Below are 14,020 nucleotides of genomic sequence, written 5' to 3' on the forward strand. Positions count from 1 at the left end.
TTGTTATGAAACAAATAAACAAAGATACTTGGTATAAACGCAGTACTCATAGGAATTGGTTGAGCAATCAAGGCCAGCATTTGCTTGAGCATTATAAAAAAGCGAAAGTAAGCGGAGGTTTTGGCACGCTGAATGATAAAGGGCAATTGACTGGCCACTCGGCTGTCACTATCGTTACCGCTAGAATGGTTCATTGCTATAGTCTTGCCTCATTACTGGGTGTTCCTGGCGCGAGCCAATTAGTCGATCACGGCTTGCAAGCACTGCTAGATGGGGCATTGAGAGACCATGAGCAGGGTGGTTGGTTTGAGGATGAAGGCCACAAAGGCATTAAACAGGCATATGTTCATGCTTTTGTGGCGCTCGCCGCGGCGAGCGCAAGTATGGCCGAGCGACCTCGCTCACAGGAACTGCTTGATGCTATCGTTGCGATTATTAATCAGCATTTCTGGGTTGAGGCTGAAGGCGTAATGGCCCCAAGTTTCGATGAGAAATGGAATGAAAGCGAGTGCTATCGTGGTGCTAATGCCAATATGCATACAACTGAGGCCTTCCTAGCATTGTTTGATGCGACAGGTGAAGAAATATGGCTAAATCGGGCTATGGGGCTGGTAGAGCGCTTCGGCCATGACATTGCTAGCTCGTATGATTACCGTTTACCTGAGCATTTTGATACTAACTGGCAGATATTGACGGATTACAACGCAAATAAACCCACAGATGATTTACGTCCGTGGGGGCTAACCCCTGGTCATTTTGCAGAGTGGGGTGGATTGTTGTTGAAAGTTGAGGCTGGACTTGTTGCAAGCGGGCAAGCAGCACCAGATTGGTTGTTAGAAGATGCAATAAGACTATTAGATAGTGCCATGCACTATGGTTGGAATGCCGATGGTAAGCAGGGAATGGTTTATACAATTGGATGGGACAATCAAGTTTCGGTTGCCAATAGGCCTTGGTGGGTTCAGGCGGAGGCTGCTAATACAGCATACCTATTGATCAGACGCACAGATGACATGAGGTTTGAGGCAATATATCGCGAAGTCTGGGATTATATTGCCAGCATGATAATTGACTCGGAAAAGGGTGGTTGGCTTCCTGAGGTTGACAACGATGGACAGCGAACCGAAAAGGTTTATCCACTTCGCGAAGATCTTTACCATGCATTTCAAGCAACCTTAACGCCGCTGCTGCCAATCAGCGCATCCCTTGCTGGCGGGTTGAGAAACCACAACCTATAAGTTTTGGAAAGTCATTACACAATAAAGCAAGGTGTGGTTAGATTGTCTTTTAACCACGCTTTAGCTGTAATAGATTGTAATTATTTTTTTAATCTAAAAATCTAGAGTTTTTTAAACTGTTATAAATAACAGTGACACCCATCCTTAATTTTGCTCTTTTTAAAATTAAGGACTACGTTTTGTTTAGTCTAAAAAATTAGCAGGGTGTCTTATGGCTATCGCAAGAAAGCGTCAAGTAAGTTTGGTTGATACAAAATACTATCACTGTATTTCACGCTGTGTTCGTCGTGCATTTTTATGTGGGGAAGATCGTTTTACTGGTCAATCTTATGAGCATCGACGAGGGTGGGTTGAAGATAAGCTGCTTGAATTAGCTAAAGTATTTTGTATTGATGTATGTGCTTATGCCGTAATGAGTAATCACACCCATTTAGTACTGTATGTAGATGATAAGAAAGCAAACAGGCTGAATGATAAAGCGATTGTTATTCACTGGCACAAGCTGTGCAAAGGCACATTGTTAACGCAAAAGTACATACAGGGTGAAAGGCTAAGTAAAGTTGAGCTTATCTTTTTTAATCAAACAGTAAAGGAATATCGAGAGCGCCTATCAAGTATTAGCTGGTATATGCGGGTGTTAAATGAAGACATTGCCCGCAGAGCAAATAAAGAAGATAACTGCACAGGGAGGTTCTGGGAGGGTAGATTCAAATCGCAAGCATTACTAGATGAAGCAGCACTTGCAGCCTGTATGGCCTATGTTGATTTAAATCCCATTAGAGCTAAAATGGCTAACACACCAGAAGAGTCAGACCATACCAGTGTACAAAATCGCTTAACATGCGCCGCAGAAGGTAAACAACCTAAGCAGTTACTACGTTTTGCAGGCATGCCACGTCAGATTATGCCTAAAGGGCTGCCGTTTGAGCTTAAATCGTACCTTGAACTCGTTGAGCTAACAGGGCGAATAATACGAGAGGATAAGCGCTGGCATATTGATAATATGAACCTTCCTTTACTAGAAAGGCTTAATATATCCCCAGATAACTGGCTAAAACTCACTACGCAATTTACGCGCGTATTTCACGGCGCAGTAGGCAGGCCGACCTCACAAGCAAGTTACTGTGAAAACTTAAAGCGAAAGCGGCGAGCGAATATCAGTAACTGCGAAAAGCTATTAGCATAAATTAAAAACCATTCAGTAAAAGTTAAAACTGCCATTACGGAGTTATTTTCATGCGTGTAATTTGGGTTTAAGAATGTAATGACTTATTTAATAGATGAAATGAAAGTGACCCAGTAATAAAAGATAAATTTTGAATCTGAAGGGCTAATTTTGTGGCACAGTTTTGTTTGTTCAATTAAAGTGGCTGTTTGGTTTGGTCAATTAAAACAACACCAAACTCTTTTTATATTCTGCGTGAAAATACAGTAATAAATTGAACCAAAACAGGAACTCAGCTATGGTTTGTTTATCAATAAAAATAAATAAAAAAGCGAGTTAATCTAAAGACTCGTTATATGTACAAGGAGGGTTTAGTTGATGCGTTACCTATTTTTACTGTTGATAATACCTCTTCATTCTTTTGCCGAAATTAACCTTCCTCTGCAAAAAGAACTAATTGAAATGGAAATTGAAGATCAGCATATTCGAAACAAAATAGGAGAAGCTGGGTGGCAAAACCCGCCTAAAGCACTCCTAGAACAAATGATGAAAATAGATGAAAGTAATACAGGAAAACTTAAAGCTATCATTAAAAAGCATCATTGGTTAACAAGAGATTTAGTCGGAGTTAAAGGAGTTGGAGCAGCATTTTTAGTCATCCAGCATTCACCTGATGTTGCATTTAAAGTAAAAATGCTTCCTTATTTAAAGCAATCATATTTGAATGGCGAAGGTGTTAGCGGACAACAAGTTGCTCTTTTAACTGATAGAGTTCTTATTGCACAAGGAAAGAAACAAATCTATGGTACTCAAGCTGACGTGAGTGAAGGTAAAGTTGTGTTTAGCCCTATAGAAGATGAAACTAATGTAGATATACGGCGTGAAGAAATGAATATGCCCTCTTTAGATTTTTACTTAAAAATAATGGAAAAAATGTACGGGATTAAAGAACACCCTGAAATAGACTTGAATTAATGTACATACAACAAAATGTCCTGAGGTGGGCAGCAAGCGCTAAAGTTCTCTTTCCACCGCAAATTTTAACAGCGGTGATCCCTTACTTTTCAATGTCGTTAGGTAAGTTGATTCATCGTAGGGCGTATGTAGATTTAGACGCGACTTTACTTATCTAGTTCTTTTCTTAGAGGAAATAACAAAGGCACTCATCCTAAATTTTGCACATAAACACCAGTAATCCTTTTCGAAACGCCAATTAAAACCAACAGCAAACACTTCTTTATATTCTGCGTAAAAATACAGTAATCAATTGAACCAAAATAGGAACTCAGCTATGGTTTGTTTATCAATAAAAACAAATAGAAACGAGTTAATCTACAGGCTCGTTAGGTAATTAAATGAATACTGCCATCGATGAAGTCACAAATAATTACCAAGACTGGAGCTTAGACAAATTATCGTATGTTGATGGGTTACTAACACTGAACCTTAAAACTTATATAAAAGGCGATGATCCCGTAAGGTTTATGGTTGTGTTTACAAATACCGTTTTATTTGAAGCTTATGATGAAAGTAGCCATTTTCATGACTATCATCAAAACCGTGATTCGGGCGTAATCGGCGTGTATTCTGATTCAAGCTTATTGGAGTATGCTCAAACTAAAACGAATACTTTCAGTTTAAACAACAATAAGCTGTTTCATTATTCAGTAATGACTACAAATGAAATCATTCATGTTTTAACAAATATTGAGCCTCAGGTGATAAACGTTACCTAACAAAACGCGCTGAGGTGGGCGACTAGTAAAATTTGGCTATTAATTGTGGGAAGCTGAAAATAGTAAGTAATATTTTAAAAACTCTATAACAAGGAACGTATATGAATTTATTTGAGAACAAAACCGTAATTGAGTTTGAAATATCAGAAACAGGCCACCAAATTGTTGAAGCTAAAATTAACGGTAAATTGTTACGTTTTATTTTAGATACTGGCGCTGGAACATCTGTTTTAGACAGGGGATGCCTAAGTGAGTTAGGCATTGAAGAAACACTCAATGTTGAGAATGCAGCAGGCTTGGGCACTTCGGATCACGCTATGGGTGATATAGAAGTTCATTCAATAGAGTTTGGAAATGCCTGTTTGAAAGTCCTGACTTTGTGTCACTTAATCTTGACCATGTTCAGGTAGCGGGTGGTGAAAAGGGAGTACATGGTTTGTTAGGCTCTCCCTTTTTTACTCAATACCAAGCAGTTATCGATTTTTCAAAAAATAGGTTAGAGCTTTATAATAAAAAAATTAAATATCTAACCTAAATTTTGTTAGTAGATTTTAACTAACGCACCATGTTTATGGATTTTACTATGGCATGGTGCGGCAGCTGTTATTGTTTACAATCTGTATTTTATAGCTACTTTTCTAATTCTCTTTTAGTAATTCTTTTCTTATAATTTCTGCCCCTGCGCTCAAGGCATTTAATTTGCCGTTAGCTATATGGTGAGGTAGTGGAGCCATGCCGCAGTTTGTACATGGGTAGAGTTTGTCGGCATCTACAAATTGGAGTGCTTTACGTAGCGTATTAGCTACTTCTTCTGGCGTTTCGATAGTATGATTTGCTACATCAATAGCGCCTACCATTACTTTTTTACCGCGAATGAGTTCTAGTAAATCCATTGGTACATGTGAGTTATGGCACTCTAATGAGATAATATCGATATTAGATTGCTGAAGCTTAGGGAATGCTTCTTCGTACTGGCGCCATTCGCTTCCTAGTGTTTTTTTCCAATCTGTATTGGCTTTAATGCCGTAGCCATAGCAAATATGCACGGCGGTTTCGCATTTGAGCCCTTCAATTGCGCGCTCTAAACAGGCAATTCCCCAGTCGTTTACTTCATCAAAAAATACATTAAACGCGGGCTCGTCAAATTGAATAATATCAACGCCTGCGGCTTCTAACTCTTTTGCTTCTTGATTTAGAATTATGGCAAATTCCCACGCTAGTTTTTCGCGGCTTTTATAATGATCGTCGTAAAGCGTGTCAATCATTGTCATTGGGCCTGGCAATGCCCATTTTATTGGTTGCTTGGTTTGCTGGCGTAAAAATTTAGCGTCTTCAACAAACACAGACTTTTGACGGCTAACAGGGCCAACAACTGTAGGCACGCTTGCGTCGTATCGGTCACGAATTTTTACTGTTTTACGTTTTTCAAAGTCAACACCGTTTAGGTGCTCTATAAATGTAGTTACAAAATGCTGCCTTGTTTGCTCACCATCGCTAACAATATCAATACCTGCTTGTTGTTGGTCGAATAATGACAAGCGTAGGGCGTCGTGTTTTCCTTGGGTTAATTCATCACCTTGTAATTTCCAAGGTGACCAAAGTGTTTCTGGCTCTGCAAGCCATAAAGGCTTAGGTAAACTGCCTGCGGTAGATGTAGGTAGTAATTTTTTCATAATAAATAATGCCGTATATTTTAGTTAATTATTAAACGTATTGTTAAGCGCGTTATTACTGGTTGTTGCTATTAGTTGTTATGACAGATAGCGAGTAGAGAATTGCTCAAGAACCGTTTGGTACGGCTTGATAAAATGCTCTTGTGCAAACTTGCCTTGCTCACTGGCTAACTTGCCGCGCTCTTCTCGGTCATACACAATTTGCGTTAGTGAGTGGTCCAAGTTTTTTAAGTTTGGTTTATATGATTTACCCGCTGTTGCGTTGGCATTATAAATCTCTGGTCTGTAGATTTTTTGAAACGTTTCCATCGTACTAATGGTGCTTATAAGCTCAAGATTGCTGTAATCATTAAGTAAATCACCAAAGAAAAACAATGCTAAAGGCGCGGCACTATTTGGTGGCATAAAATAACGTACCTGTAAGCCCATTTTTTTGAAGTATTGCTCAGTTAAAGACGATTCATTTGGTTCGTACTCAACGCCAAGTACCGGGTGTTGGTTTTCAGTGCGGTTGTAGGTTTTGTTATCTGACACACTTAGGCATATAACCGGTGGTTTTTTAAAGTTTTGTTTATATGTATCCGAATTTACAAATGACTGAAATAGCTTGCCATGTAAAATCCCAAAGTCATCAGGAATACTAAATTGAGGCTTGCCTTTATTGTGCTCTTGTAGGAGTACGCTAAAATCGTAGTCGCGCACATACGATGAAAAGTTGTTTCCTACAATGCCTTCAATGCGCTTATTAGTTTTATGATCAACAATATTTGTTTTTAATATTTCGATTGATGGGAAGCTTTCGCCGCCGTCTTCAATACCTATCTCAACAGACACAATTTCAAGCTCAACAGCATAACGCTCACCTTTGGTGTTATCCCAATGGGCTAGGGCATTAAAACGGTTGTTAATCATGTTTAAGGCGTTACGCAAGTTTGCTTTGCGGTATTCACCTCTGGCTAAATTAGCAAAGTTGGTTGTGATACGCGTATTAGTTGATGGATGATAATTTTCGTCGAGTGAAACGCTCTTTATATTAAATGTAAAATCTTTTTTCATCGTGTTTATATCCAATTTTATAATTTAAACCTGATTGATGCTTTGCGCTTTATTAACCTTGCAACTTACTTAGCTGGCTTAGCTGGTTTAGGTATTCAGCAGCTTTAAGTTGTTAGCAATAGTGTTTAGCGCTAAGGGATGAGTAATTTATACGTGGATTGGTATATGAAGAAAAACGGTTTAATTTCACATAAAACATGAGTCATATTCATTACACATTATTGTTAGATGCGATTACGTAGTAATTGACGAAAAAAAGGCATAAATCGATAAAAACAAAGGACAGATGTTTAGCCGTTTAGACTTCCTTTGTGTTGATGTGTACTTTATTCATGTTAAACATGAGGAATATTCAAAGAGTTTTTTTGTAGCTATATCAGTGTATTAGTTGGTTTTTAGCATATTGCATCGCTGTTTATAATAAATGTCGTCACGGGTAAGTTCCAGCTAGCTATATAAGTAGATACCTTAGCTAATCTAATCTCAAAAGATAAACCGACTTTTCTGAGTACGTATATAAATGCCTGTAAATTAATAAAAGGCTATAAATCATATTAATAGCCATGGCAGTACGTTAAGTAAGTTATACTCGTTTTTTATCACCTCACCTATTGAGTATTCGTGGATATCAAAGGCACTTGTATTGCATCAACTATTGATGAGCATGGCCCTGTTTATGTATATCAAACAAAAAAGAATCTAATTCTCAGCTTTGACGGAAAAATTTATCAAAGCTGTATTAAGTTAAATAATATTAACGGGTTAAGCTTAGCTTATACGCAAGCTATGATGGCTGCGCTTTTTTTTATACCAAATTTAAAAACCGCGATGATAATGGGACTTGGGGCGGGCTCTATAGCAAAAAGTCTTTATCATGCGTTTCCTGCACTAACTATACATACCGTTGAATACCGTAAAGCCGTTGCTGAAATGGCTATAAAATATTTTGAACTGCCTGTGTCAGAACGTTTGTTTATTCACATTGATGATGCGGCAAACTACATGAAAAAAACGCAGATAAAAACGGATGTTATTTTTTCTGATTTATATAGCTCAGAAGGGATGGAATCAGATCAGGTGCAATCATCCTACTTACGTGATTGTAAAAATGCGCTCACTTTTGATGGTGTTTTAGTACTTAATATTTGCCATACCAAAGTTGGGCAAAGAGAAACGTTCGATCAACTACTTGATAAAGAATTTGCAGGACAGATTTTTAGTTTTATTATTGAAGGCGTCAATAAAATTGTTTTTGCTTTTAACAATAAAATGCCAGTACTTAGTGAGGATGAATTACTTGCTAAAGCTTACGCGTTACAAAAATTAATAAACGTACCAATGACGCGCTATGCCGAGCTTTTATTTAATTAAAAATGGTTAGTTTGATTTACTGTTAAATGGCGCGTTTAAATCCATCCATCTATCTGTTGTTCATTTAAACTTGGTTAAACTAATCATTCTCTGAATAAAAATAATAAAGTACGTACCCGTACGGAAACACTCATACATGGATTACTGTAAAAATATAATCGCTAAATTTATAAGCGCGATGCAAAAGCGGCCTGGATTATTGGCTGTATTGGCGTTTTTGTCGGGCGTTGCTAGCTTTGCACTTGTAGATAGAAAAGAGTCTTTTTCGCAAGTCATTGCGATATTTTTACTTATTAGTTGGTTGTGGCTAATTATTGATAATTGGCTACGAGACAAAGTAGAAGAAAAATTTGGTGTGGCTGTATCTCCTAATGTAATGCGTTTTGCGCTACAAATGGTGCAACAAGAAAGTCTATTTTTTGCTTTGCCGTTTTTTTTAGCGGTTACGCAGTGGGATCATCCTCAAGCAATTTTTACTTCCCTTATTGCTTTGTGTGCAGTTATATCGGTTATCGATCCCTTTTATTATAAAAAACTTGCTAGAAACCGCACGCTATTTAGCGTGTTTCATAACTTTGCTTTATTTGTTGTTTTGCTTGTTACGTTACCTATTTTGTTAAACCTTACAACGAGCCAAAGTTTAGGTGCCGCACTTGTAACTGCTGTAGTGGTTACTCTTCCGAGTTTAAACAATTTAATGCCTAATGCTCGCTGGTGGCGTTTTCCTATTCTTGTATTGATTTTATGCGCTTTAAGCACAGCAGTGTGGCGATTAAGAAGCTATGTGCCTCCTGCAGCACTGCGATTAACCGATATTACGTTAGCTCATGAAGTTGATTTACAACATAAAAAGCCAGTAGGGAGTATTAAACACTTAGATTCTTATACGCTGCACCATCAAGGTTTATATAGTTGGACTGCTGTTAAAGCACCAAGAGGCTTAAATGAAAAAATATTTCACGTGTGGCTTCATAATAAAAAAGAAGTTGATCGGATCACGTTAAGTATAAACGGCGGGAGAGAGCTAGGTTACAGAGCATGGACTCACAAGGTAAATTTCCCTAGTGACTCTGTTGGTAAGTGGCAAGTAAAAGTAGTCACCGAATCAGGCCAGTTAATAGGTTTAACGAAATTTACTGTTACACCTTAATGATGGTAATAGGTTTGTAATCTAATAAATATTTGATAGGCTATTTTTACAGTGTTTATTGGATGAACGTTATGAGTTTTGCATTTGATCTGTTTATTTGGTTAATGGTAGAGACTATTTTAGGTATTTTTATTTACTCAACAGGTAGTACTATTTTAAAAATAGTCACCTTTGGTAAGTTTAAAAGCGATATTACCGATTACGTATCGTTTAAGGCGAATAAAGCTAAAAATGTTTATTTAATTTGTGTGCTCGGGTTTAGCTTTTACGTGCTATTAATTGGCTTTGTTGCCTACATGAGTCATTAAATTATAATTACATGAATAATAATACATTATTTACAGCAGGCATTTTAAGCTTTATAGCATCACTTTTACATGTAGCCTGTGTTTTTGGAGGGCCTGATTGGTATCGCCTTTTGGGTGCTGGTGAGCAAATGGCTCAAATGGCTCAAATGGCAGAGCAGGGCAGTATGTATCCTACTTATGTAACTTTAGCTATTTCAGTTATTATTGATATTTGGGGCTTTTATGCGCTCTCTGGTGCAGGCGCCATTTTAAAACTGCCATTTTTAAAAACTGCACTCGTATTAATAACCGCAGTGTATTTAATACGAGGTATTGCGGGTTTAATCATTCCTTTTTTAACTTCAAGCCAAATCGTTCATCAGAATTCTATTCAATTTTGGATTATAAGCTCGATAATCTGCTGCATTTATGGGTCATTTTACTTATTTGGTACCCTTAAATTGTGGCGAATAAAAAATGTATGAATGCTAGATTTCCTGATCTTTTAAATTCAAATTATTAAATACTGATAGCTTATTTTTATATTGCGAAATACTATGTGCGACTATTTTTTACGCGCATATATTTTGGCTTTAGGTATCTATAAATGAATAAAACGTTATTGAGTACTTTGCTTGCAGCTCTTATTTGTGCATCTCTTTTAGCTAAAGTGCAGGCCCAAGACGTTCATGCACTTGAGCCTGAATTAGGTGTTGGCGGAAATATTAAGCTAGATGAGGCAAGTACAACTTATGTTGATGACGGTTTTGATTTTCATGTGCATCCACTTTGGGAAAGCCGATATGTAAGTGAGGGCCGTGACAACTTAGCGGGTAAAGGTATTGCCTCAATCGCAACTGAATTCAATTATAATGAAATAGCTATTATTCCGTGGGTTGCAACGGGTGTTGATAGCGATTATACCGAGTTTAACTTAAATGCTATTTACGCAACTCAGTTATTTAATACCGTTGATATGTTTATTGGTTACAACCATTTAAGATCGCGTCAAAACACCTCTAATGCTCACGACAATGAGGTTAGCTTAGATTTTTCGTATTTTTACGATAATAAATTTCAGCTCACTAGCAGCGCATATTATTCGTTTGATTCTCAAGGCACATTTATAGAGCTTACGATAAATAAAGGCTACGAGATAAATGAAGCTGTTAATATCGATTTTCAAACGGGGCTAGGGTTTAATGCAGGTTATGTAAGTGATGGCCATAATGGTATTAACAACCTTAAGCTTACAGCTGACGTGTCGTATAAAGTTATTAAGCAGCTTGAAGTATACGCATATACTAGCTACACCATGGCAATTAATAAAAATGCTGAGCGCTTTGTGGGTGATCAAACCTTAAAAAACGTGTTATGGAGTGGTATTGGTCTGAGCTATCTATATCGTTAAAAGTTAGCAGCACAATAAAATGGTTGTGCTGCTTATTAAGAGTTTATCAATAAAAATTAGCCCTAAATTTACAAAGCTTTATTAACGTTGGTTTTTAAATCACTCTTTTCTTTTTCGTGAGTGTGGCTTTTTATAGGGGCGGAAATTCCATTATCAATTTTTTGAATCGGTTGGCTTCGTACACACATTAAATCATCAGCCATATACTGGCAGCTGCCAATATATAAATCGTTATGGCCGCCTTCGTATTTACATGATTGAGATTTTACTTTATCTGCGCAGGCTTTAACTGCAACACTATTTAACGGCCCTGAATGAGCATTTAAAAATGTGGGTGCTGCAAGTAAAGCCATACCAAACACGCTTAAACAACTACTTTTTATAAACATAACAACTCCTTTTTAATGCTTTTCAGGATCATTTCCTGGCGGTGGACCATTATGATCACCCGGTGGCCCACCTGCAGGCCTAACTGATTCTCCATGTAGGCACCCTATAAACATATTTTCACTAGGACTGGCTGCGTGGTAGTGATAACCCCTTACTTCATCTGTATTACCTCGGCATTCATCAAGTGACTCTTCTTTACCGCTTGTATCACGCATTGCATAAATACCATAACCGTCTATTGCATAACCTATAAGAGGTGCATGTCCACCTTCTGTAGCAGCTGAGTCAGTACAACCAGTGGTAGAGTGATAGTGATAACCTTGGTGTAAATTTATATGGCCACCACAATCATCAAATGCCGCAATGGTATAGCTCTCTAAAATTGCATTAATTGGAGCAGGCCCTGATAGCTCAGTACCGTCTAGTGCTATACCTACTGTTCTTAATCGGCCAGTATCAGATGCTGGAATAGGTGTAACAGGAATTAAATACGTTAATGAAAAACTATCTTCTAAATACGAAAGTTCACACTCAATACAATTTTGTTTATATTGCTCTTCAACATCAGGGCGAGCTGCACCAGCGCAAGACTCTTTTGTAGCTGTATATCTAATTTCATTTGTTTTAGTGTCGTAAAGTACCCACTTTTCATCGCCGTAGTATTCATCAAGCTTTAGGACAAATTGGCCTGTTAAATCAACTAAATCACCAGTACCTTCTTTACTAAACCAACTGCCAGTTACATCAGCGCCATCGGTCGATGTGCGCGGGCAAAATGGACCCGGCTCTCTACCTGCAGGTGCGCCTGATGTAATTAACTCATAACACTTAGTTTTAGTTCCTTGCGCCGTTTCGCAATCAACAATGTTAGGCTCAGATAAAAAGGCCCCTTTTTTAAACATAGATAAATTTATTGTTTGATTCGTTTTTTGTACTTCACTAAGGGAGCTACTAACTTGCTTAGTATTTTTATTAGTTGGTGAGTCGTCGCAGCCACTTAGAGTTAAAACTGTTGCGGTAATAATGATTGCAAACGCGCTGTAATTATTTGAGCCCATTACTTGTATCCTTTTCAGTATAGGTTTTGGTGTACTTATACTGTGGCATATTACTGGCTAAATGTGCAAAAAGTATGGAGAACGACAAAATAAGCACATGATAAAAAACCTTTAACAGTGTGTGGTTGCTAAAGCGCAGTTTTAAATTTAATTATTAGTGTTCAAAATTAATAAAAACGGATATGTGTAATACACATAAGCTAAAAGTGTTAGTGTTTAGATGTTATTCAAATACATATGAGGATTACATATGAAGTTTTTAGTGTTTTTAGGGACAGTGCGTAACAGCACGCCACCAAAACCTGCTCGCTTAGGTGAGAGAGTGTCTAAAGCCTGCATGGAGTGCTTAAACGAGCAATTCTCCGAACATGAGTTTGAGCTTATAGATGCACTTGATTACCCAAGTGATCAAGTTTTTAAACCACATTTTGCCTATGCTCAAGATAAGGCGCCTTCAATGCTAAATACTTTAGCTGATAAAATTAAAGCGGCTGATGGATATGTAATGGTTAGCCCTGAATATAATCACAGTATGAGCCCAGCTCTCGCTGACTTACTTAATCACTTTGGTAGCTCACTATTTTCATATAAGCCCAGTGCTATTGTTACTTACTCTGCTGGGCAGTGGGGTGGACTCAGAGCGGCAATTAGTATGCGCTCGTTTTTATCAGAGCTTGGCTGTTTGCCTGTATCTGCAATGATCCATGTTCCAAAAGCGCAAGAAGTATTTAATGATAATGGATCTGTGCAAGTTGGTGAAGAGCAGTCATCGTGGTTTAATTATTTTCACCGTACTTTTGGGCAATTGGTTTGGTGGGCGCAAGCGGCTAAAAATCAGAGTGGCGTTGAAGATCCTGAGCAGATGCTAAAAAGCTTTAAATCAAATCCATCGCAGCGAAATGCCCCATAACGAATACTTTTAAAATATAACTAATTTAGCCCTTAATTGGGCTAAATTTGTTTCTTTTATAGAAACTTAAAATATATAAATGTTACTATTAACATCTACTTATAAAAAAGGATGTTATATCTTGAAATACCTTACTCTTTTAAGTGTATTAACACTTAGTGCTTGCAGCTCTGTACAAAACTTACCGGCGCTTGGCGAAGGCACTATTGCTAATATGAATTTAATAGCTCTTTCGGAGCAGAGCGCGCCACAAGGTGTTAGCGGTACATTTCAGTTTTATATTAAAACTGCAGGCTCTCAGTACGGTGACGTATTTTTAAATACCGAAGCTGACTATCGTGATCGACGTGCTATTACAATTTCAATTGATTCAAACGTAGCTGCTAAACTCACCGAAAAATACGGACAATCAGCCAACACATTTTTTATAGGTAAAACAATTGAAGTAACAGGTGAAGCGAAGCGGGTAACTATCGATTTTTTAAGTAAAGGCAGAAAAACCAATAAATATTACTATCAAACACATGTTGCTGTTAACTCAATAAATCAACTTCGCATTGTTGAGTAACATCAGC

Annotated in this window: 15 protein-coding genes and 1 pseudogene; 12 read left to right on the forward strand and 4 right to left on the reverse strand. The window is 37.7% G+C overall.

The features are described from left to right. The first annotated feature begins 5 nt into the window (after positions 1 to 5). The 5 genes and pseudogenes from H5117_RS03190 (at position 6) to H5117_RS03210 (ending at position 4,674) form a co-directional block, all read left to right on the forward strand. Complete coding sequence (locus H5117_RS03190; RefSeq protein WP_182736122.1) at positions 6 to 1,238, forward strand: AGE family epimerase/isomerase; 1,233 nt, start codon at positions 6 to 8, stop codon at positions 1,236 to 1,238. Positions 1,239 to 1,449: 211 nt separating this feature from the next. Beyond that, positions 1,450 to 2,424: a transposase gene (locus tag H5117_RS03195; protein WP_182736124.1), complete on the forward strand. Its 975-nt coding sequence runs from the start codon at positions 1,450 to 1,452 to the stop codon at positions 2,422 to 2,424. 357 nt (positions 2,425 to 2,781) lie between these two features. Further along, entirely contained in the window at positions 2,782 to 3,378 is a 597-nt protein-coding gene (locus H5117_RS03200) for a DUF6624 domain-containing protein (protein WP_182693769.1), read from the forward strand. Positions 3,379 to 3,758: 380 nt separating this feature from the next. Continuing rightward, complete coding sequence (locus tag H5117_RS03205) at positions 3,759 to 4,139, forward strand: hypothetical protein (protein WP_024599073.1); 381 nt, start codon at positions 3,759 to 3,761, stop codon at positions 4,137 to 4,139. Positions 4,140 to 4,240: 101 nt separating this feature from the next. Next, a pseudogene (locus H5117_RS03210) lies at positions 4,241 to 4,674 on the forward strand (aspartyl protease family protein). 103 nt (positions 4,675 to 4,777) lie between these two features. Here the strand turns inward: H5117_RS03210 and H5117_RS03215 are convergent. Together H5117_RS03215 and H5117_RS03220 are read right to left on the reverse strand one after the other, a co-directional pair. Further along, positions 4,778 to 5,812, reverse strand: a complete 1,035-nt coding sequence (locus H5117_RS03215) for a methionine synthase (protein ID WP_182724493.1) — start codon at positions 5,810 to 5,812, stop codon at positions 4,778 to 4,780. Positions 5,813 to 5,890: 78 nt separating this feature from the next. Next, on the reverse strand, positions 5,891 to 6,868 hold the full coding sequence (locus H5117_RS03220) for a DUF1852 domain-containing protein (RefSeq protein WP_182736126.1): 978 nt from the start codon (positions 6,866 to 6,868) through the stop codon (positions 5,891 to 5,893). 621 nt (positions 6,869 to 7,489) lie between these two features. Here H5117_RS03220 and H5117_RS03225 point away from each other — a divergent pair. The 5 genes from H5117_RS03225 (at position 7,490) to H5117_RS03245 (ending at position 11,087) form a co-directional block, all read left to right on the forward strand. Next, on the forward strand, positions 7,490 to 8,239 hold the full coding sequence (locus H5117_RS03225) for a spermidine synthase (RefSeq protein WP_182736127.1): 750 nt from the start codon (positions 7,490 to 7,492) through the stop codon (positions 8,237 to 8,239). 136 nt (positions 8,240 to 8,375) lie between these two features. Beyond that, positions 8,376 to 9,389 carry a DUF5924 family protein gene (locus H5117_RS03230; protein ID WP_182736128.1) on the forward strand — a complete coding sequence of 338 codons (1,014 nt, stop codon included), beginning with the start codon at positions 8,376 to 8,378 and terminating at the stop codon, positions 9,387 to 9,389. A 71-nt stretch (positions 9,390 to 9,460) separates the two neighbouring features. Further along, positions 9,461 to 9,697, forward strand: coding sequence for a hypothetical protein (locus H5117_RS03235; protein ID WP_182736129.1), 237 nt, complete (start codon positions 9,461 to 9,463; stop codon positions 9,695 to 9,697). Positions 9,698 to 9,708: 11 nt separating this feature from the next. Continuing rightward, complete coding sequence (locus H5117_RS03240) at positions 9,709 to 10,161, forward strand: hypothetical protein (RefSeq protein ID WP_182736130.1); 453 nt, start codon at positions 9,709 to 9,711, stop codon at positions 10,159 to 10,161. A 122-nt stretch (positions 10,162 to 10,283) separates the two neighbouring features. Continuing rightward, on the forward strand, positions 10,284 to 11,087 hold the full coding sequence (locus H5117_RS03245; protein ID WP_182736131.1) for a hypothetical protein: 804 nt from the start codon (positions 10,284 to 10,286) through the stop codon (positions 11,085 to 11,087). Between the two features lie 68 nt (positions 11,088 to 11,155). Here H5117_RS03245 and H5117_RS03250 read toward each other — a convergent pair whose 3' ends face one another. Both H5117_RS03250 and H5117_RS03255 read right to left on the reverse strand, forming a co-directional pair. Beyond that, the gene (locus tag H5117_RS03250) at positions 11,156 to 11,476 is read right to left on the reverse strand and encodes a hypothetical protein (RefSeq protein WP_182736132.1); all 321 of its coding nucleotides are present in this window, start codon (positions 11,474 to 11,476) and stop codon (positions 11,156 to 11,158) included. 12 nt (positions 11,477 to 11,488) lie between these two features. Beyond that, positions 11,489 to 12,535, reverse strand: a complete 1,047-nt coding sequence (locus H5117_RS03255; RefSeq protein WP_182724487.1) for a YHYH protein — start codon at positions 12,533 to 12,535, stop codon at positions 11,489 to 11,491. Between the two features lie 250 nt (positions 12,536 to 12,785). Here H5117_RS03255 and H5117_RS03260 point away from each other — a divergent pair, with 250 nt between their 5' ends. Continuing rightward, complete coding sequence (locus H5117_RS03260) at positions 12,786 to 13,445, forward strand: NADPH-dependent FMN reductase (RefSeq protein WP_182736133.1); 660 nt, start codon at positions 12,786 to 12,788, stop codon at positions 13,443 to 13,445. A gap of 121 nt (positions 13,446 to 13,566) precedes the next feature. After that, positions 13,567 to 14,013: a hypothetical protein gene (locus H5117_RS03265; protein ID WP_182736134.1), complete on the forward strand. Its 447-nt coding sequence runs from the start codon at positions 13,567 to 13,569 to the stop codon at positions 14,011 to 14,013. Positions 14,014 to 14,020: the final 7 nt, after the last annotated feature.

This window comes from Pseudoalteromonas sp. SG45-1 (assembly GCF_014164135.1).
Classification (GTDB): Bacteria; Pseudomonadota; Gammaproteobacteria; order Enterobacterales; family Alteromonadaceae; genus Pseudoalteromonas; species Pseudoalteromonas distincta.